Origin of the sequence: Pseudovibrio sp. Ad26, assembly GCF_001623285.1 — a bacterium.
Lineage (GTDB): Bacteria > Pseudomonadota > Alphaproteobacteria > Rhizobiales > Stappiaceae > Pseudovibrio > Pseudovibrio ascidiaceicola.
The window spans coordinates 59712-79116 of the sequence record NZ_LMCE01000024.1 but is presented as its reverse complement, the minus strand read 5'-3'; the positions used below and the strand labels follow the sequence as shown (position 1 = coordinate 79116).

The 19405-nt window shown below is 52.3% G+C and carries 18 protein-coding genes; 5 read left to right on the top strand and 13 right to left on the bottom strand.

Translation table 11 applies throughout. The features are described 5' to 3' along the window. Nucleotides 1-2: 2 nt before the first annotated feature. The 11 genes from PsAD26_RS04950 to PsAD26_RS04900 all read right to left on the bottom strand — a co-directional run bounded on the left by PsAD26_RS04950 (nt 3) and on the right by PsAD26_RS04900 (nt 11775). Nucleotides 3-878: a phytanoyl-CoA dioxygenase family protein gene (locus PsAD26_RS04950; protein ID WP_063291341.1), complete on the bottom strand. Its 876-nt coding sequence runs from the start codon at nt 876-878 to the stop codon at nt 3-5. A gap of 250 nt (nt 879-1128) precedes the next feature. Further along, nucleotides 1129-2349, bottom strand: coding sequence for a phosphopentomutase (locus PsAD26_RS04945; RefSeq protein WP_063309505.1), 1221 nt, complete (start codon nt 2347-2349; stop codon nt 1129-1131). Nucleotides 2350-2448: 99 nt separating this feature from the next. Then, nucleotides 2449-3765 carry a thymidine phosphorylase gene (gene deoA / locus PsAD26_RS04940; RefSeq protein WP_057464185.1) on the bottom strand — a complete coding sequence of 439 codons (1317 nt, stop codon included), beginning with the start codon at nt 3763-3765 and terminating at the stop codon, nt 2449-2451. Nucleotide 3766: 1 nt separating this feature from the next. Further along, entirely contained in the window at nt 3767-4546 is a 780-nt protein-coding gene (gene deoC / locus PsAD26_RS04935; protein ID WP_063309546.1) for a deoxyribose-phosphate aldolase, read from the bottom strand. A 14-nt stretch (nt 4547-4560) separates the two neighbouring features. Then, on the bottom strand, nt 4561-5367 hold the full coding sequence (locus PsAD26_RS04930; RefSeq protein ID WP_063286755.1) for a purine-nucleoside phosphorylase: 807 nt from the start codon (nt 5365-5367) through the stop codon (nt 4561-4563). A 2-nt stretch (nt 5368-5369) separates the two neighbouring features. Beyond that, nucleotides 5370-5774, bottom strand: a complete 405-nt coding sequence (gene cdd / locus PsAD26_RS04925; protein ID WP_057464187.1) for a cytidine deaminase — start codon at nt 5772-5774, stop codon at nt 5370-5372. 11 nt (nt 5775-5785) lie between these two features. After that, complete coding sequence (locus PsAD26_RS04920) at nt 5786-6754, bottom strand: ABC transporter permease (protein ID WP_057464188.1); 969 nt, start codon at nt 6752-6754, stop codon at nt 5786-5788. A 10-nt stretch (nt 6755-6764) separates the two neighbouring features. Continuing rightward, nucleotides 6765-7868, bottom strand: coding sequence for an ABC transporter permease (locus PsAD26_RS04915; RefSeq protein ID WP_063286754.1), 1104 nt, complete (start codon nt 7866-7868; stop codon nt 6765-6767). Nucleotides 7869-7929: 61 nt separating this feature from the next. Beyond that, the gene (locus PsAD26_RS04910; RefSeq protein WP_063309545.1) at nt 7930-9468 is read right to left on the bottom strand and encodes an ABC transporter ATP-binding protein; all 1539 of its coding nucleotides are present in this window, start codon (nt 9466-9468) and stop codon (nt 7930-7932) included. A 306-nt stretch (nt 9469-9774) separates the two neighbouring features. After that, a complete protein-coding gene (locus tag PsAD26_RS04905; RefSeq protein WP_084403577.1) occupies nt 9775-10773 on the bottom strand; it encodes a BMP family ABC transporter substrate-binding protein in 999 nt (332 codons plus the stop codon). Nucleotides 10774-10842: 69 nt separating this feature from the next. Continuing rightward, on the bottom strand, nt 10843-11775 hold the full coding sequence (locus tag PsAD26_RS04900; protein ID WP_244278157.1) for a sugar-binding domain-containing protein: 933 nt from the start codon (nt 11773-11775) through the stop codon (nt 10843-10845). Nucleotides 11776-12503: 728 nt separating this feature from the next. Here PsAD26_RS04900 and PsAD26_RS04895 point away from each other — a divergent pair. The 4 genes from PsAD26_RS04895 (at nt 12504) to hrpB (ending at nt 17629) form a co-directional block, all read left to right on the top strand. Then, entirely contained in the window at nt 12504-13328 is an 825-nt protein-coding gene (locus PsAD26_RS04895) for a DUF1194 domain-containing protein (protein WP_208860247.1), read from the top strand. Between the two features lie 261 nt (nt 13329-13589). After that, nucleotides 13590-14018: a methylglyoxal synthase gene (locus PsAD26_RS04890; RefSeq protein WP_063306319.1), complete on the top strand. Its 429-nt coding sequence runs from the start codon at nt 13590-13592 to the stop codon at nt 14016-14018. A gap of 14 nt (nt 14019-14032) precedes the next feature. Next, the gene (glk, locus tag PsAD26_RS04885; protein WP_063309504.1) at nt 14033-15076 is read left to right on the top strand and encodes a glucokinase; all 1044 of its coding nucleotides are present in this window, start codon (nt 14033-14035) and stop codon (nt 15074-15076) included. Between the two features lie 99 nt (nt 15077-15175). After that, nucleotides 15176-17629, top strand: coding sequence for an ATP-dependent helicase HrpB (gene hrpB, locus PsAD26_RS04880; RefSeq protein WP_063309503.1), 2454 nt, complete (start codon nt 15176-15178; stop codon nt 17627-17629). A gap of 53 nt (nt 17630-17682) precedes the next feature. Here the strand turns inward: hrpB and bfr are convergent, their stop codons facing one another. Then, a complete protein-coding gene (bfr, locus tag PsAD26_RS04875; protein WP_054784322.1) occupies nt 17683-18168 on the bottom strand; it encodes a bacterioferritin in 486 nt (161 codons plus the stop codon). Between the two features lie 54 nt (nt 18169-18222). Then, nucleotides 18223-18432: a (2Fe-2S)-binding protein gene (locus PsAD26_RS04870; protein WP_057464194.1), complete on the bottom strand. Its 210-nt coding sequence runs from the start codon at nt 18430-18432 to the stop codon at nt 18223-18225. A 117-nt stretch (nt 18433-18549) separates the two neighbouring features. Between PsAD26_RS04870 and PsAD26_RS04865 the strand changes: the two genes are divergently transcribed. Then, nucleotides 18550-19311 carry an SDR family oxidoreductase gene (locus tag PsAD26_RS04865; RefSeq protein WP_063291335.1) on the top strand — a complete coding sequence of 254 codons (762 nt, stop codon included), beginning with the start codon at nt 18550-18552 and terminating at the stop codon, nt 19309-19311. The last annotated feature ends 94 nt before the right edge of the window (nt 19312-19405 follow it).

The following is a 19405-nucleotide window of genomic DNA, read 5'->3' as shown; positions in this document are numbered from 1 at the left end:
TCTTAAAATCCGTGCATTGGCTTGTCTTTAGCCCGAACAATCCAGTTGTCATCCGACCATTTTGCAGTTCCGTCTACCATATGCACTGCATAGGCATGACGGGACTTATCAGAGCGGTTCGGAGCAGATTTGTGCGGCACAAGTCCATGAAGGATAACAAGGGTCCCTTTCGGGGCAACAAGTGGCGCCGCATCATCTGCAGATTTTTCGAGTGGGGTTTCGTCTAGGGTCTCCATCACAAGGCCCTCGCCGTTGTAATGGAAGCGTTTGCGAAGCGGTCCTTGGTGACCGCCTGGAACGCCATACAAACCACCGTTGGTTTCATCCGCATCTTCCAAAGCGAACCAGAAGCCTGTGCAGGTCAACGGCGCTGTGTGGAGAAATGTAGAGTCCTGATGGTTGTTTACTTCTCCGCCGATGTGAGGCGGTTTGAAGATGTACATGGACTGAGCAAGCAGCGGCTCTGTCAGTCCGATATCTTTGGCAACACGTTCCATTTTCGGGGAGCGTGAAAACTGTTCAAACACAGGGTCATAGTCATGCAGGGCATGGCCGACTTTGTTCAGTGCCTGATGTTTGTCTTTGGTCAGAGCACCATTTTCGTCAAATGCTTCTGCCTCGAAGAAGAAACGGATTTTATCACCGCTTTCACGGAAATAAGCGTCCTTCGCATGCGTTTGCGCATTGGTCTCAAACACGGACGCGACTGTTGACGGGTCAAACTCGTCAATCAGGTGAGCCATGCGTGCTTTCAATTGATCGCACTCTTCCGGCGATGCAAATCCTTCAAGAACGAGGAAGCCGTCCTCTTCAAACGCCTGCTTCATCTCAGGCGTTAAGCTTCCATCTTGCTGTGCAGTAAACGTGCGAGCCTGCATGCTGCATTCCCCTCTCATGTAACACGACGGATGCCTCTCCCAGCATCCTCAGAGCATGCCGCGTTCCTTTAAAGTCACGCATCATGCTCTAACATTTTTATTGGAGTGAATTCTTGCCGTTTGATTGTGTCCAAACAAACGGAACGCACTCTAACAATTGCAAATCATAGGCAATTCAGAAATATATCGCGGTACACTAAACCGGGCAAACAATGCTTGCCCGGCTTATTTTCAAAATTTCCTACTGGATCTACAGAAAACTATTTCCGTTTTCGCCAGTTGAAATTCCAAGATGTTTGGCAACGGACTCGCCCATATCAGCGAAAGTCGGGCGTTTTCCGATGTTGGAACCCTTCTCGCCTTTCACCAGAGCCAGTACAGGAACATGCTCACGTGTATGATCTGTGCCTTTCCAGGTTGGGTCACAACCGTGGTCGGCAGTCAGAATGAGCAAGTCGCCGTCGTTCATCTTTTCGATCAGCTCTGGCAGACGCTTGTCGAAGTGTTCCAGAGCTGCGGCATAACCCGGCACGTCACGGCGGTGGCCGTAGAGCATGTCGAAGTCAACGAAGTTGGAGAACACAAGGTCTCCGTCTTTCGCCAGATCCATTGCTTCCAACGTGCGGTCAAAGAGCTGATCGTTGCCAGCACCCTTCAGCAGTTTGGTGATGCCCTGTGCTGCGTAGATGTCAGAGATCTTACCGACAGCAATCACCTGACGGCCAGCATCTTCCAGACGATCCAGAACAGTTGGAGCCGGTGGCAGAACAGAGTAGTCGCGACGGTTTGAAGTCCGCTCAAAGCCTGCTTCAGCAGAACCCTCAAACGGACGAGCAATCACACGACCGATGTTATATTCGTCTACCAGCGTGCGGCATTTCACGCAGAGATCCAGCAGGCGCTCAAGGCCAAAGCTCTCTTCGTGGGCAGCGATCTGAAGAACACTGTCAGCAGAGGTGTAGATGATTGGCTTGCCAGTTTTGACGTGCTCTTCACCGAATTCCTCGATGACAACAGTGCCAGAACCGTGCGTCAGACACAGAACGCCCGGCAGTTCACCAACTTCGATGATCTTTTCGATCAGTTCAGCAGGGAATGACGGGTTTTCATCCGGGAAGTAGCCCCAGTCGAATGTGACTGGTACGCCAGCAATTTCCCAGTGACCGGATGGTGTGTCTTTGCCGTTGGAAACTTCAGCAGCAAAACCCCAATGGGATTCTGGCGTGCCGGAGAAATCCAGGCCTTTAATGTCTTTACCAGTGGATGCACGAGCGGCAGCACCCAGTCCAAGACGATCCATGTTTGGCAAGGAGAGAGGACCGCTGCGCAGACCTTCTTTATCGCCTTTACCTTCTGCACATGCATCGGCAATGTGACCAAGGGTGTCGGAGCCGACATCGCCAAACTTGTCAGCATCGTCGGCTGCGCCGATACCGAAGCTGTCGAGTACACACATAATTGCGCGTGGCATTCGCGTTTCCTTAGTTTTTGGAGGACAGCTCTCAATCAGATAATTGTCTGCTCAAAAGAGGTGAGAGGCTGTCCTGCCAGTTAATTATTGCTGCGCAGATTAAGGCGCAATACGGTCACGGATTGTGTCGAACTCTTTAACGTCCGCTGCAGAACCGAAGGTGTAAGCATCACGCAGAACTTTCTCTGCACGCTCTACCTGATCTTCGGTGTGTGCGTGGATGACGGCGATTGGAGTTTCGCTGTCTACGGAAGTCCCAACACCAGCGATGTCTGTGAGACCTACAGCAGGATCGATTTCATCCGCTGCGGCACGACGACCACCACCAAGTTCAACAACTGCGAGACCAACTGCACGTGCATCAACACCAGTCACCAAAGATGCTTCTGGCACATGAATTGCGCGCTGGATCGGAGCCTTTGCAAGGTATGCTTCCGGCTTCTCCATGAAGTCGTTTGGACCACCGAGTTCACCGACCATCTTGCCGAAGAGTTCAGCTGCCTTACCAGAGGTGAAGGCTTCTTCCATCTTCTTCTTACCGTCATCAACGCTGTCAGCAAGACCTGAATTGGCAAGACCTTCTGCACCAATTGCAACGGTCACATCCCACAGACGATTGTCAACGTGGGTGCCTTTCAGGAAGTCTACAGCGTTCTGAACTTCGATCGCGTTACCAGCTGCAGATGCCAGAGACTCGTTCATATCTGTGAGCAATGCGGTGGTTTTAAGACCTGCACCGTTTGCAACAAGAACGAGACTTTCAGCCAGAGCTTTCGCGTCTTCGTAGTTCGCCATGAATGCGCCGGTGCCCCACTTAACGTCGAGAACCAGAGTTTCAAGGCCAGCCGCCAGCTTCTTGGACAGGATAGACGCGGTGATGAGATCAATGCTCTCAACAGTCGCGGTCACGTCACGGATACCATAGAAGCGCTTGTCAGCAGGTGCGAGGTCGCCAGTCTGGCCGATGATCGCACAACCAACTTCACGAACAACCTTGCGGAACAGTTCGTTGGATGGTTTTGCGGAGTAGCCCGGAATGGTTTCCAGCTTGTCCAGAGTACCGCCGGTGTGGCCGAGGCCGCGACCGGAGATCATTGGAACAGCAGCACCGTTTGCAGCAAGTGCAGGCGCAAGCATCAGAGAAACGTTGTCGCCAACACCACCCGTGGAGTGCTTGTCAACGACTGGTGCGCCGATGTCGGACCAGTCAAGAACGTCACCGCTATCACGCATGCCGAGTGTCAGTGCAACACGCTCGTCAACACTGAGACCCTGGAAGAACACGGCCATTGCCAGAGCAGCAACCTGTCCTTCGGTTACGCTGTTATCAGTGATGCCCTTTACAAAGAACTGAATTTCTTCAGCTGTCAGGACTTCGCCTTCACGTTTCTTACGAACGATTTCTTGAGGAAGCATATCAGTAGGTCTCTTTAGTGTCGTTATCACGGCCTTCGATGCCAGCGAGCACTGCATCAAGCAGGCCACTTGCGCCGAAACGGAACGTTGCTGAGGATACCCAGTTGCTGCCCATCAAGTCGTCAGCCAGTTTCAGGTAGTCAGCTGCTTCTTCTACAGTGCGCACACCACCAGCTGGCTTGAAGCCAACAACACGGTGATCTTCCTTGGAAGTTTCACGCAGTACGTTGAGCATGATTTCCGCAGCTTCGAGAGTTGCGTTGACTTCTACTTTACCTGTTGAGGTTTTGATGAAGTCTGCGCCCTGTGCAATTGCAATTTCAGAAGCCAGGTGGATCAGACGAGGATCCTTCAGCTCACCGGTTTCAAGGATAACCTTGAGCTGTGCTGGAGCAGAAATTGCGCCACGAACCTGTTTGATCTGATCTTCAGCGAAACCACGACGGCCTTCTGCGAATGCGCGATATGGCATGACGAGATCAACTTCGTCCGCGCCGTCAGCAACAGCCTTTTTGGTTTCTTCGATCACTGCTGCAGTGTCTTCACCGCCAGCAGGGAAGTTCACAACAGTCGCGATGCGAACTGGAGAGTTCTTCAGCAGCTCAGCAGCCTGCTTAACAAAGCGAGGCCAGATGCAGATGGCTGCAGTGTGACCGTAAGGTGTAGTTGAGCGCTCAATAAGTGCTGCTACATCTTCTGCAGTGCAGTCATCATTCAGGTTGGTTAGATCGATAAGTCCTAGAGCACGCTTTGCTATTTCTTTTGTTGATGCTTCGGTCATTTTGCCAGTTTCCTTCAAGCCATGTTTTTGAGGAAGGCACGCAAAATCTTTTTGATCTTGGCCGCTCCAAGCGGGGCCATTTCCTTGGTTTCATCATGAGAGAGGCCGTGGGCTTGTAGGCCAGCTCCCATATTGGTGATGGTGGAGATTGCTGCGACGCGCATGCCGAGGAAGCGAGACATAATCACTTCCGGTACGGTGGACATGCCAACGGCATCAGCACCGAGCACCTGAGACATGCGAATTTCTGCCGGAGTCTCGAAAGACGGGCCGGAGAACCACATGTAGACGCCCTCTTCGAGGTCTTCACCTGTTTCAGCAGCTGCTTTTTTGAGCTGCTCACGAAGCTCTGGGTCGTATGCGGCGGAAAGATCGAGGAAACGACTCTCATCTTCTTCGCCGATGAGCGGGTTCAGACCAGACCAGTTGATGTGGTCATTGATCAGCATTGGAGAACCCGGTTTGATATTTTCACGCAGGGAGCCTGCAGCGTTGGTTGCAACGATTGTGTCACAGCCAAGTGCTTTGAGGGTCTCAAGCGGAGTGCGCATCACGGATGGGTTGCCGCTCTCATAGTAGTGTGCACGACCGGACAGAATAACAACCGGGACACCTTCCAGAGTGCCTGCAACCAGCTCACTTGCGTGCGCGGTAACAGAAGAAACAGGGAAACCGGTGAGACGGTTGTAAGACACGCGAACCGCGTCTTCCACTTCGTCAGCCAGAGAACCCAGACCAGAACCGAGGATCATCCCAACTTTATAATCACCTGGGCGAGCAGCGCGTACAATTTCCGCTGATTCCTTACCAAATCCGCTCATAATCAATCCTCAATCTGTTCATTCAATTCAAAGCCAGCAGGCAGCAGTTCTTCCATGGTGAAGGTTTTACGCAGACCTTCGAGGTTGGCTACATGGATTTTGATCTGCTTGTTGCTTGCAAATTCAGAAAGTTTTTGACGACACCCACCGCATGGTGTGCACAGCGCGGCGTCTGCCAGCACTACAACTTCGTTGATCTTGGTGGAGCCACCGCGGATCATTGCCGCGATTGCTCCGCCTTCAGCACAGGTGCCTTCCGGGTAGGCGCCGTTTTCGACGTTACACCCGGAGACGACTTTGCCATCAGTGGTGAGCAATGCAGCGCCCACCTTGAAGTTGGAGTATGGCGCATAGGCGGTTTCTCGTGCCGCCTTTGCTTCTTCAAAAAGCTTGTCAAATGCGCTCATTATTATTGTCCTTATGTACGCTCTTTAACATATGGGATACCAGATGCTTTCGGTGGGATTGCGCGACCGATAAAGCCGGCAAGAAGAACCACAGTCAGCACGTAAGGCAGAGCCTGGAAGACCTGAACAGGCACTTCACCAATTCCAGGAATTTCCTGGCCCTGAAGACGGATTGCCAATGCATCTAGGAAACCAAAGAGAAGGCATGTGAACATGGCGTTCACTGGCTTCCACTTTGCAAAGATAAGAGCTGCCAGAGCAATAAAGCCCTTGCCCGCACTCATATCTTTAATAAATCCGGCGCCCTGAGCAACAGACAGGTAAGCACCAGAGAACCCGCAGAGAATACCACAAATGATTGTCGCACGGTAACGTAGCAGTGTTACTGATAGACCTGCTGTGTCAGCTGCGGAAGGGTTCTCGCCTACTGCGCGAAGACGCAGACCAAAGCGGGTTCTGAAAATGATCCACCAGGTCAACGGTACGGCAGCGAAAGATGCATAAACCAGAATGTTGTGACCGGAGATCAGATTGGCATAGATCGGACCCAGCACAGGAACGTTTGCCAGAGTGTCGGCGAATGGCAGCGTGAGGCTTTCAAAGCGGGTTGCCGGAGACAGAGCCGGTGTTCGTCCACCTTGAGAGAACCATGCCTGACCCAGCAATACGGTCAGACCAGCTGCAAGGAAGTTGATCGCCACACCGGAAACCACCTGGTTACCGCGTTGGCTGATAGATGCATAACCGTGCACCAATGCCAGCATAACGGAAACCATGATACCCGCCAGAAGGCCGATCCACGGGCTCTGGAAGACGTAGGCTGCGGCAGCGGCAGCAAAAGCTGCGCCGAGGATCTTACCTTCCAGACCGATATCAACGATACCAGAACGTTCTGAAAACAGGCCAGCAAGGCACGCAAACAGAAGAGGAGTTGACAGGCGGAATGTGCTGTCGAGAACAAGAATGATTGTGTCTAACATGTCCGTCTCCCTATGCTTCTGCTGTGCTTGATGAGAAGCGATCAAAGAACGCTACGACTGCTGGGCGGAACATATGCTCAAGAGCACCAGCGAAGAGAATAACCAGGGCCTGAATGACCACGATCATGTCACGTGAGATTGTTGGGATTTCGAACGCCAGCTCTGCGCCGCCCTGATAGAGCAAACCAAAGAGCATGGAGGCGAGAATAATCCCGATCGGATGCCCTCGTCCCATCAGCGCTACCGCGATACCAACGAAGCCTGCACCACCTGCGAAGTCGAGAAGCAAGCGTGTCTGCTCACCCATCACAACGTTGATGCCCATCAAGCCAGCGAGAGCACCGGAAATCAGCATGGTTACAACAGTGATGCGAACCGGGGAGATACCAGCGTAGGCAGCTGCATCCGGGTTTGCACCAAAGCTGCGGATTTCATAGCCAAGTTTGGTGTGCCAGATCAAAAGCCAGACCACCACGCAAACAGCGAGAGCGAGGAAGAACGCCAGATTCACAGGAGACTGACCGAAGTCGAAGCTTGAGAAGACGTTTCTGAGCAATGGAAGCTGACCGCCAGCCTCGAAGTTACGAGAGGATGGGGACATCGTACCCTGAGGGATCAGGATGTTAGACAGCAGGTACACCATCAACGCGGATGCGATGAAGTTGAACATGATCGTCGTAATAACGATGTGAGAGCCGCGCTTTGCCTGCAGGTATCCCGGAATGAATGCCCAGGCTGCACCGAATACAGCACCACCGATAATCGCGAATGGGAACGTCACCCACCATGGAACAAAGCGGTCCATGGCAAGGCAGACCAGAGCGATACCCAGGCCGCCGACATAGGCCTGACCTTCACCACCAATGTTAAACAGACCAGCGTGGAAAGCGACTGCCACAGCCAGGCCCGTAAAGATAAAGTTGGTTGCGTAGTAGAGGGTATAGCCAAAGCCTTCACCGTAACCCAGCGCGCCCCAGACGAGCCATTTAACGGCTTCGAATGGATCTTCGCCAATTACTACAACGACCAAGCCAGAGATGATGAATGCCGCGAGCAGGTTGAGGGCCGGTAAAACACCGTAGTCAACCCAACGAGGAAGTTGCCCCTTACTCATTTCTGTGTTCCCCCAAATGTCAGGTCAAAGCAAATTTTGTTGTTAAACAGGGAGTTCATGATCATTCTGCTGCCTCTTGATTGACACCAGCCATGAGAAGACCAAGATCCTGCTCTGTTGCTTCTGGCCCGCGTTCACCAACCACATTGCCATCAAACATGACAATGATGCGGTCGGAGAGTGAACGAATTTCTTCAAGCTCCACGGATACAAGAAGGACAGCTTTGCCCTGCGCGCGCATGTCCATGATCCGGTTGTGGATGTACTCAATCGCACCGATATCAACACCGCGTGTCGGCTGACCGATCAGAAGAACGTCCGGGTTGCACTCAATTTCACGTGCCAGAACGATTTTCTGCTGGTTACCGCCAGAGAACTTTGCAGCTGTCATTTCGGTGGTTGGAGGGCGAATGTCGTATTTCTCGATGCGTTCCTTAGCTTCCTTACGGATCGCATCTTTATTGAGGAACATACCTTTTGAGTATTTCGGTTCGCGATGGTAGCCGAGAATGGAGTTCTCATACTCTGCGAACTTGTTGACCAGCCCCATCCGGTGGCGATCTTCAGGTACGTGGCTCATTCCCTTGGTGCGCATTTCAGCTGCATTATGTGCCGCTGAGAGGTCCAACGTCTCGCCTGACAGCTCCATCTTGCCGCTTTCGGCGCGGGTGATGCCGGAAAGAGCTGCGAGGAGTTCAGACTGACCGTTACCGGAAACGCCTGCGATACCAAGAACTTCACCTGCACGCACTTCGAAGGAAACATCCTTCACGCGCATCACGCCGCGATCATCCCGAACGTTGAGGCCTTCCACTTTGAGGAGAGGCTTGCCAACTTCGACTTCAGGCTTGTCCACTTCCAGAAGAACACTACGGCCAACCATAAGTTCAGCCAGTTCTTCCATGGAGGTTTCTGCAGTTTTGCGAGAGGCCACCATTTCACCACGACGCATCACGGAGACCGTATCGGTCACATCCATGATCTCACGCAGTTTGTGGGTGATCAGCAGAACTGTTTTGCCCTGATCCCGCAGTACGCGAAGAATGCGGAAGAGGTGATCAGCTTCGGATGGTGTCAAAACACCGGTCGGCTCATCAAGAATGAGAATGTCTGCACCACGGTACAGAGCTTTCAGAATCTCTACTCGCTGCTGCAAACCAACTGGCAACTCACCCACGACTGCGTCTGGGTCAATTGTCATGTCGTATTCGTCTGCCAAACGCTTAAGTTCGCGACGTGCGTTTGCTACACCATCTTTCAACAGTGCGCCGCCCTCAGCGCCAAGAATAACGTTTTCTAGAACTGTGAATGGATCGACGAGCATAAAATGCTGGTGCACCATACCGATGCCCTGCGCAATCGCGCTCTTCGAATCAGGAATAGTGGTTGTCTTGTCATCGATCTTAATTGTTCCGCTATCGGCATGGTAAAAACCGTAGAGGATCGACATCAAGGTGGACTTGCCCGCTCCGTTCTCACCAATGATGCCGTGAATGGACCCTTTTCCTACAACAAGGTCAATGTCCTTGTTGGCTTGAACAGGCCCAAAACTTTTACTTACGCCAATTAACTCGATGGCAGGTACATTGCTTTCAGCCACTGTTGCCCGGCCTTTCTGGTCTATCAAATCAATAACTTGCGCATCAATCTCGTTCCTGCTTTCGAAGTACACCGTTTCAAAAGCGTTGCCCCACCCCCAGGAGAAGCAGAGAACAGATCCCAATGCAGTTATCCTCGTTTCCCCCTCAACCTTCGCTCCCAAAGGCTGAAAACTCTACTCGGGCTACAGGGGCGCAAGTCCCTCATAAATCCCTTCAAGACTGAAAGTCTGGAAGGAGTGGTCGTTCCGAAGAACCACCGTAAGCGAAAATGCCCACACCAGATAGTGCGGGCACTTTTCATTAGATTAGAACGGGCAGGAAGAATCCACCATGTAATCGTGAACTTCTACTTTGCCAGAAATAATATCCATCTTTGCCTGTTCAACTGCAGACTGCATTTCTGCTGTGATGAGAGGCTTGTTATACTCGTCGTAAGACCAGGAAACACCATTCTCAGCAAGGCCAAGAACTTCAACACCTGAAGTCCAAGTACCTTCTTTAGCGTCTGTCAGCGTCTTATCGACAGCAACATCTACCGCTTTGATCATGGAAGTCAGAACGGAACCCGGATGCAGGTGGTTCTGGTTGGAATCCACACCGATGCCCAGCTTGCCTTCATCTGCTGCTGCCTGAAGAACGCCAGTGCCGGTCAGGCCTGCTGCATGGAACACAACATCTGCGCCACGCGCGAACTGTGAACGAGCAAGCTCACCACCCTTAAGTGGGTCAGTCCATGCTGCGCCGGTGGTTCCAGTCATGTTTTCAATGATTTCAATGTCAGGCTTCGCGTATTTCGCGCCCTGCTTGTAACCACATGCAAACTTGCGGATCAGCGGAATATCCATACCGCCAACAAAACCAATGGTGTCAGACTCAGTTGACATTGCAGCCAGAAGACCAACGAGGAATGAACCTTCACCTTCTTTGAAGACGATGGAACGTACGTTTGGCAGGTCTACGACGGAATCAACGATTGCGAAGTGCGTGTCAGGAAATTCCTTAGCAACTTTCTCCAGTGCAGCTGCCTGAGCGAAACCAATCGTGATGATTGGATCGAGACCACGTCGCGCGAAGTTACGCAGAGCCTGTTCACGCTGAGATGGATTCTGGATCTCAAAATCGCGGAACTTGATGCCTGTGCGTTCTTCGAACTGCAACGCGCCTTTGTAAGCAGCTTCATTGAAAGACCGGTCATTACGACCGCCGAAATCATAAACGACTGCGGGCTTGAAAGTTTCTGCCATAGCTCCAGTCGTCATGACTGCTGCTAAAGCAACTGCACCGAGGATTGTTGTGGTTTTCACGGTTTCTTCCTTATTATATCTTCCCGTAGAGCGGAAAGGACTCTCCCTTAAGAAGAACAGACTCCCAACTTATGTCGTTGCTTCGAGCTCGTTCTCTTTCAGCAGGCCAGCGAGTTCTCTGGCCAAAACCTCATCGATGATCAGATCCTTGATGATGCCGGTCGCCAATGCTGCCAGTGTTGCTTTCGCCTTGCGGTAACCGCCAACGATCGCGACAACATGCGCCTTACGGACGTCATCAAAGTGCAATCCAACTGCTTTTTCGTTTAGAGAACAGGACACTTCGTTGCCGTCAATGTCGACGAAGCGGCCCATCACGTCAGAACACGCACCGCTTTCCAGCAGCTCTTCGCGTTCTTCGGAGGTAATCAGCTTGCGTTGTACAAGGTGGCCTTCCTTCTCAACGGACCCGATGCCGATGATGAAGAGTTCTGCGGCCTTCGCTCTTGCGAGCAACTCCTGAACAGCGCCCTGAGACACGAAGGTGTCTCTTTCTGCTTTGGTTTCAGCAATATAAGGAACAGGAAGATAGAAACCTTCACCGCCTGTCTTCGCACATAGCTGCTGCACAACATCATACGGGTTGGCAGAAAGACGACGGGTGAGCGAGCCGGATACGGACAACAGCTCAAGCTCAGGAAGGTGAACACGAGGCATTGCCTCAATGGTGGACTGGAGTGTGCGCCCCATACCTACGCCAATGCGCTTAGGTGGATTCGTTGTAAAAAGTGAATGAAGGTATTGGCCAGCAAAAGATGAAACTGCAGTGAAAGAGTCTGTTTCGTCACCGCTGCCAAGATCCGGAGCAATAAAGCAATTTTCCAGATTCATTCGCTTACAGAGAAATTGTTCTAATTCAACGCATTCAGAAGGCCGGGCTTCGATATGAAATTTTATCAAGCCTTCTTTTTGAGCATGTGCTATTAGGCGATGAACTTTTGCAGGAGAAACCCCAAGGCGGCCAGCAATCTCTCCCTGAGTGCTTCGGCCAATGAAAGACATCCAAGCGGCCCTAATGGCCAAAGATGTGGTCCATTCGTCTGCCTTCATGGTCTAGCCTCTTATATTCCTATATGGCTTTCTGGAAATACCTCCAGAATCCATTCCCAATTTTCCTACCGAAATGCTCAGTTTCAGAGCTTCTGAGCACTCCCCCAAATCAGAGAAGAATATTTCTTCACCACGTGAGAAATATTTCAAACACACATTTGCATTAGGTGAAACGGAAGGTCAAGGAAATAAACTGCGCGATTTGCAGAATCTTATTGCTAGCTAACTAAACCACTGTTTTTGCCATACTAATAAAATCAAATAGTTTCGATTCAAGTACTTGCGGAAATTACTTAGGTTACGACTCACGTCTCAGGTCAAATTCGCAAAGCAATCATGAAGAAATTAATCAACTTTATGTAACATTTGATCAACTCTCAATATTTGTAAAATAAACAAAATATTTTCAACGCACTAACTGGCACAACATTTGTCGCCGCAAAATCTTCAGATTGCGTTTACTGGCAAATCAAACAGTTATTTTCCGCAGAGCCAGCTTAATACAACCCTATATATATCAATGCTAGTGAATGGTCTTCCACATTCATGGATGACCGTGGGAATACTATGGATGTAACCTGTTTTCGTTAGCTCAGTGCCGATTGCAGCAAAATAAAAAAATTGAGGCGGGGAGGTCCGTGACCGGGACACCCTGAACCTTGCAAAAAAGGAGGCTGAAAATGCGGCCCATGTGCACAAAACCCCTCACTGCGATTGCGGGCGCATTCGCACTTGGTGGTTTCTTGTTTTCTACCCCCATTCTGGCAACTTCCAATACTCATGCATCTTTGAACTTCGATATGTCCAAGGAGGTGGACCTTGAACTGGTTCTGGCCGTGGACATTTCTCAAAGCATGGATCCAGAGGAACAGCGCATTCAAAGAGAAGGGTATGTTGCGGCACTGACATCTGACGAGGTGCTTGATGCGATCAAATACGGCCCCATCGGTCGCATTGCTGTTGCCTACATGGAGTGGGGTGGCAAAGACGAGCACTTTGTTGTTGCGGACTGGACCATTATTTCGGACGAGGCAACTGCGGGTAAGTTTGCAGGCAAGATTGCCGAGGCCCCTTTGCGCCGGGTGCAACGCACTTCCATCTCCTCCGCGCTGACACAGGCGGTCAATCTGGTCATCGCGAACGAATACAACGGCATGCGTCAGGTCATCGACATCTCCGGCGATGGTCCGAACAATCAGGGCAGTGCTGTCACCGAAGCGCGTGATGCTGCAATCGCGCAGGGTATGACAGTCAACGGTCTGCCTTTGATGCTGAAGGAAGAGAGTATTTCGTGGCAATCCATGCTGCATCTGGACCATTACTATGAAGACTGCGTCATTGGTGGACCTGGGGCGTTCTCAATTCCAGTCCGCTCCAAGGAAGGCTTCAGTGATGCCATCCGCATGAAACTTGTGCTGGAGATTGCCGGTCTTGTCGATGACAAACCCAAATTCATCCGCGCCAAGTCACGCAGAGATATGGTCATGTGCTCTTTGTTCGACTGATGCTGCTGGCTCCGAAATGTTTCGGAAACCTGTGTATGACCTGCTGCCGTTTGTCGCCGCTCAGATATCAGGCACAAACGGCGCAAGTTGACTCTTTCAAAGCCTGTCAAGACGCGCTAAAGGATAAGTAATCCCAAGAGACTTAGAGCATGTCGTGCACAGTTTCAGGCAAGCTCTAAGTTTTTGTTTCTGCGTGTCCCTCTCCGAAAAACGGAACCACCTTTCAGGGATGCGCGCCAGCGACGTGTTGACGGAGCCCAAATGACCGAGCGTAGAACTCTCGCCCTTATCGCCCACGATGCAAAAAAAGACGAAATGGTCGCGTTTGCCAAATTGCACGAAAGCAAACTCGCTGACTATAAGCTCTTTGCGACGGGGACAACGGGTGGCCGTATTCAGGATGCATGTCCATCTCTGGATGTAGAACGCATGAAAAGCGGCCCGCTTGGTGGTGACCAGCAGATTGGCGCAATGATTGCTGACCGCGCGCTGGATGGCCTGTTCTTCTTCGTCGACCCCCTCTCCCCAATGCCGCATGATGTGGATGTGAAAGCATTGATGCGTCTGGCGCTGGTCTACGATATTCCAATGGCGTTGAACCGCAGTACAGCAGACATCATTTTGCGCTCTGCACGCCTGGCGGGGCTTTCCACTTCCTCGCAAACACCAGAAATTTCCAGCCAACTATAAAGTCAAACTGATAAATGCTGCACTCTGCTCCGCTTACAAGAAACCTACCCTATCCGGTCCTTGTCGCTGACATCGGCGGCACGAATGCTCGCTTTGCGCTTATCGAAGGCCCCAATGAGCCTACCAAGCTTTGTGGTCAGGAAGGTACGAAGGCGCATGCAACCATTCAGGATGCCATTCGCGCCGGAGTTCTGGAACAAGGCTACGCTGCACCTCGGTCTGCGGTGCTGGCTGTTGCTGCTCCCGTTTCCAGCGACCGGATTGCCCTGACCAATGCAAGTTGGGTGATTGAGCCGCCGGCTCTCATCAAAGAGCTTGGTCTGGAACAGGTGGTTATTCTCAACGACTTTGAGGCACAGGCCCTTGCCTTGCCATCCCTATCCCCAATCGATCTGGATCAGGTGGGCGGAGGTGTAGCTGATCAGAACGCAACCAAGTTTGTTGTTGGACCGGGCACCGGCCTTGGTGCAGGTGCAATGATCCGCTCCTGCGGAAAATGGATTCCCGTTCCTGGTGAAGGTGGTCATGTTGAGCTTGGCCCCCTGAGTGAGGAAGAATACCGCATCTGGCCGCATATCGAGCGCATTGGCGGGCGCGTTGGTGCTGAGCAGGTTGTCTGTGGTGCCGGCCTTGTGCGCCTTGCTAAGGCTGTGCTGCAGGCTGATGGGGTGCATCGTACTTATGAGAAACCATCTGATGTGCCTTTAGCGGCAGATGATGGTGATGAGGTCGCGCAGAAAGTGCTGCGATTGTTCTCTGCTGCACTTGGCCGTGTTGCTGGGGATTTCGCGATCACCAATCTCGCACGTGGCGGTGTGTATCTGGCAGGCGGCATTCCGCCGAAGATCTCGCATTGGCTGCATGGTGGTGAGTTCCGCGCTGCTTTTGAGGCCAAAGCACCGCATGAAAGCATCATGAAGTCTATTCCGACTTACATCATCACACATAAGAGCCCTGCCCTTGAAGGCCTTGCGGCTTATACCCGTGCACCTGATGATTATCTGGTAGACCTGACTGGCCGCAGCTGGCACCGCAAGGACACCACAACCTCGGACTAGCACTGAGCCCAAATTCCAATTTGACTGGAAGCAGCTTTGCATAGATTAAGGTCTGTGGAGCTGCTTCCTCTTTTTTGACGCCTACATTTTGCGGAGCCCATGACGTCTTCCTCTTTGCCAATCGAAGCGATCTTGCCGGATCTGCTCTCTGCTCTTGAGCAAAACACCAATGCGGTTCTTGTTGCCGAACCGGGCGCGGGTAAAACAACCCGTGTGCCACTGGCTCTGCTGGATGCTCCATGGCGAGGCGATGGTAAGATCATCGTGCTGGAGCCTCGGCGCCTTGCAGCCCGTGCAGCTGCGCGACGTATGGCGCATACGCTGGGTGAGAGCGTTGGCGAGACGGTTGGTTACCGTGTGCGCATGGACAGCAAGGTTTCAGGCAAAACCCGCATTGAGGTGGTGACTGAAGGCGTCTTCACCCGCATGATCCTTGATGATCCTGAGCTTTCCGGTGTGGCTGCGGTTCTTTTTGATGAATACCATGAACGCTCCATGGACGGAGATCTTGGTTTGGCGTTTGCTTTGGATGTTCAGGAAGCTTTGCGCGATGATCTGCGTATCGTCCCCATGTCCGCGACACTGGATGCCGCAGAAGTTTCCAAGCTGCTGGGTGATGCACCGATCCTGAAGAGTGAAGGCCGTCAGTATCCGGTTGAGACGCGCTACATTGGCCGTGATCCACGCGGGCGACTGGAAGATCAGGTAGCACGGGCAGTTCGATCAGCACTCGCGGACGAGACCGGATCGGTCCTTGTGTTTTTGCCGGGCCAAGGTGAGATCAAACGCACGCAATCCTTGCTGGAAGGACGCGTTGCAGCTGATGTGAGCATAGCTCCCCTTTATGGCGCTCTCGACAGTAAAGCACAGGATCTGGCTGTTCGGCCAGCCAAGCCCGGTCAGCGGAAAGTGGTACTCACCACAGCCATTGCGCAGACATCCCTGACCATTGAGGGGGTCCGCATTGTGATTGATGCGGGTCTTTCTCGTGTGCCACGCTATGATCCGCAGACAGGCTTAACACGCCTTGAAACCGTGAAGGTTTCTCGGGCAACTGCAGAGCAGCGCAAAGGGCGCGCAGGCCGCGTGGAATCGGGCATTTGTTATCGGCTTTGGGAAGAAGCGCAGACGAAAGCCCTGCCTGCTGCTGAAAAACCGGAGATTTTGGAGAGTGATCTTTCCGGATTGGTACTTGATGTCGCCAATTGGGGTGTTTCTGATCCCGCTCAATTGAAGTTCATGACGCCACCATCTGCTGCTGCCTGGTCTGAAGCTAAAGAGCTGCTCGAAGAACTAGACGCTCTGGATGCAGATGGCGGCCTGACCAAAGCTGGGCGTGATCTTGCGGGACTGCCGCTGCACCCTCGCCTTGGACACATGCTGGTGCAAGCGAGGCAAGAGGGACAAGCGGAGCTGGCATCGCTGATTGCCGTGATAATTGGTGAACATGGTTTGGGCGGTCGATCGACTGACCTGCGAGATCGCTTACGCCGCTTGATGCAAGACCAGAGTCCACGAGGCAAAGAAGCCCGTGCACAAGCCAAGCGCTGGGTGAAACTTGTTGGCGGACGCTCCTCTGAGCGTGCAAACTTTGAAGATGCGGGCGATATCCTGAGCCTTGCTTACCCTGACCGTATCGCACAGCAACGCGGCGCACGAGGAAGTTTCCGCCTTGCCAATGGGCGTGGAGCTCAGCTGGAAGAGAGCGAAGCGCTGTATGCCGAGAAGTTCCTGAGTGTTGCCGAAGTCACAGGAACAGCCGCCCGCGCACGCATTTTGCTGGCTGCGCCACTTTCCTTCAGTGAACTCGAAGCGCGCTTTGCCTCGCACATCCGCGAGAAGGAGCAGGTGCAGCTGATGCCAGACGGTGCCATCAAAGCGGTTCGGCAGCGGGTCCTTGGCAAGTTGGTGCTGAACGAGAAGAAAATCTCTGATCCTGATCCTGAAGCGATCATCGACGCATTGCTGGAACAGTTTGCCCGCAAAGGCGCGGCCCGTCTGCCATGGAGCAAGGATCAGTTACGCTATCGCGGACGCGTAACTTATCTGCGCAAGACGGCAGGTAAGGAATGGCCGGATCTGAGTGACAAGGGTCTGGATGCTGACTTTGAATGGCTGCGTCCGTTTCTAGCAGGGAAAACTGCGCTGTCTCAAGTGAGTGCGGGGACGTTGGGGGACGCGCTTGCAATGCTGGTTCCCTGGGAGTTGAGTTCGGAACTGGACAATCTGGCGCCATCGCACTTTGTCGTACCCACCGGATCGCGCATTCCGATTGATTATGACGGCAAACAGGGGCCGATGCTTTCCGTTCGCGTACAGGAACTGTTTGGTCTTGCGGATCATCCAAGCATTTGCGGTGGAAGAGTTCAGTTGGTGTTGCAACTGCTCTCCCCTGCTCAGCGGCCCATCCAAATCACCAAGGACCTACCTAGGTTCTGGCAAGGATCCTGGGCAGATGTAAAGGCTGATATGAAGGGGCAGTACCCAAAACACCCGTGGCCGGACAATCCGCTGGATGCGGAAGCCACGCGCCGGGTGAAACCGCGCAAATAAAAAGCCGAAGAGCACAATGCTCTCCGGCCTTCTAAAACTCATAGGTGAAAAGCTTATTCGCCTTCGTTTGCAGGAGTTGCCTGCAACAGGCCGTAGCGCTCGACGCCGATCTTCTCAAGAAGTTCCAGCTGGGTTTCGAGGAAGTCGATGTGACCTTCTTCGTCTGCCATCAGGTCTTCAAAAAGCTTCATGGTGACGTAATCACCTTCGTCACGGCAAACTTCGCGTGCTTCTTTGTAAAGAGCACGAGCGGAGTATTCACCTGCCAGATCGCATTCAAGGCATTCCTTGAGGTCCTGACCGATGCGCAGCGGATCGAGTGTCTGCAGATTCGGGTGGCCTTCGAGGAAAATGATACGCTCGATAAGCTTATCGGCGTGTTCCATTTCCTCAATGGATTCTTCACGTTCTTTTTTTGCAAGCTTTGTGAAGCCCCAGTCTTCAAGGAGACGGTAGTGCAGCCAGTATTGATTTACTGCGGTCAGCTCATGGCGTAGAGCCTTGTTGAGATATTCCAGTACTTTAGGTTCACCCTTCATGTCACTCTCTCCTTGACAAATTGAGGTATTGACCTTTTTTAGAATAATTCCAAGTTACTGTCCAGAGTCATCTTTAACTTGTTCAGCCTCAGCGTATACAACTTCGATGATGCTTTTAAAGCAACCACCACATTTTGGCCTGTACCCAAGATGACGAAATACCGCGCCCGGAGTGGGGACACCCCCCTCAGGATTCTCGCAAAGCTCACGTGCAGCTTGTTTTATTTCCTTGTCATTAATGACGTTGCAGTGACAAATGATCATTGTTGGTTGCTTTCGGGCTCCCAATTTCGCTTGCAAAGCATTATATAAACAGTAGATCTTTTAAAACTAGAGAATAATACTCCAGTTTCCTGCAGTCCTATCACGAGCAAAGCCCCTATGAACACCAACCAAACGACGAAGGATCTCCGCAAGACAATCGTCTTAACGGGCGCAAGCCGTGGAATCGGCCACGCAACCGTAAAGAAATTTTCTTCAGCGGGTTATCGGGTCATTAGCTGTTCCAGACAACCATTTTCTGACAAATGCCCTTGGCCATCCGGGCCGGAAGACCACATTGAAGTGGACTTGGGTGATGCAGATAATCTGGAAAACGCCGTTCTCCAGATCAAAGAGCGTCTGAAAGACAACGGCTCCATGCTTCATGCCCTCGTCAACAATGCGGGTATCAGCCCGAAAGATGAGGAAGGCCAACGCCTCGATTCCCTGACAACCCCAATGCAAACATGGCGAGATGTGTTTCAGGTAAACTTCTTCGCGCCAATTATGCTGGCTCGCGGTTTGTTTGATGAGCTGAGGGCTGCGAGAGGCTCTGTCGTGAACGTCACGTCCATCGCTGGGAGCCGTGTGCATCCGTTTGCGGGAACAGCTTATGCCACTTCCAAGGCGGCTCTTGCTTCCCTCACGCGCGAGATGGCTGCTGACTTTGGGCCGCATGGCGTTCGTGTGAATGCGATTGCTCCGGGTGAAATCGATACTTCGATTCTCTCACCTGGTACCGAGAAAATCGTCGAGACCATTCCGATGCGCCGTTTGGGCAGCACCACAGAAGTGGCAGACACCATCTACTTCCTGTGCTCTGCTCCATCTTCTTACGTGACAGGTGCGGAAATACATATCAACGGCGGTCAGCACGTATAAACGCGTTCTTATGTGAAACGTGAAAGGGGCGCTTTGGGCGCCCTTTTTTGTTGCCAGCATGCGTGCTGAAGGGCGTCAATTATTGGCAATATTT

Excerpts from the sequence above, each read along its gene's own strand:
- PsAD26_RS04900 (WP_244278157.1), bottom strand. The coding sequence starts at position 11,775 with ATGTCTTTCATTGGCCGAAGCACTCAGGGAGAGATTGCTGGCCGCCTT.
- cdd (WP_057464187.1), bottom strand. The coding sequence starts at position 5,774 with ATGAGCGCATTTGACAAGCTTTTTGAAGAAGCAAAGGCGGCACGAGAA.
- PsAD26_RS04950 (WP_063291341.1), bottom strand. The coding sequence starts at position 878 with ATGCAGGCTCGCACGTTTACTGCACAGCAAGATGGAAGCTTAACGCCT.
- deoA (WP_057464185.1), bottom strand. The coding sequence starts at position 3,765 with ATGCTTCCTCAAGAAATCGTTCGTAAGAAACGTGAAGGCGAAGTCCTG.
- hrpB (WP_063309503.1), top strand. The coding sequence starts at position 15,176 with ATGACGTCTTCCTCTTTGCCAATCGAAGCGATCTTGCCGGATCTGCTC.
- PsAD26_RS04930 (WP_063286755.1), bottom strand. The coding sequence starts at position 5,367 with ATGAGCGGATTTGGTAAGGAATCAGCGGAAATTGTACGCGCTGCTCGC.
- PsAD26_RS04945 (WP_063309505.1), bottom strand. The coding sequence starts at position 2,349 with ATGCCACGCGCAATTATGTGTGTACTCGACAGCTTCGGTATCGGCGCA.
- PsAD26_RS04895 (WP_208860247.1), top strand. The coding sequence starts at position 12,504 with ATGCGGCCCATGTGCACAAAACCCCTCACTGCGATTGCGGGCGCATTC.
- PsAD26_RS04920 (WP_057464188.1), bottom strand. The coding sequence starts at position 6,754 with ATGTTAGACACAATCATTCTTGTTCTCGACAGCACATTCCGCCTGTCA.
- PsAD26_RS04870 (WP_057464194.1), bottom strand. The coding sequence starts at position 18,432 with ATGATCATTTGTCACTGCAACGTCATTAATGACAAGGAAATAAAACAA.
- PsAD26_RS04865 (WP_063291335.1), top strand. The coding sequence starts at position 18,550 with ATGAACACCAACCAAACGACGAAGGATCTCCGCAAGACAATCGTCTTA.
- glk (WP_063309504.1), top strand. The coding sequence starts at position 14,033 with ATGCTGCACTCTGCTCCGCTTACAAGAAACCTACCCTATCCGGTCCTT.
- bfr (WP_054784322.1), bottom strand. The coding sequence starts at position 18,168 with ATGAAGGGTGAACCTAAAGTACTGGAATATCTCAACAAGGCTCTACGC.
- deoC (WP_063309546.1), bottom strand. The coding sequence starts at position 4,546 with ATGACCGAAGCATCAACAAAAGAAATAGCAAAGCGTGCTCTAGGACTT.
- PsAD26_RS04890 (WP_063306319.1), top strand. The coding sequence starts at position 13,590 with ATGACCGAGCGTAGAACTCTCGCCCTTATCGCCCACGATGCAAAAAAA.
- PsAD26_RS04915 (WP_063286754.1), bottom strand. The coding sequence starts at position 7,868 with ATGAGTAAGGGGCAACTTCCTCGTTGGGTTGACTACGGTGTTTTACCG.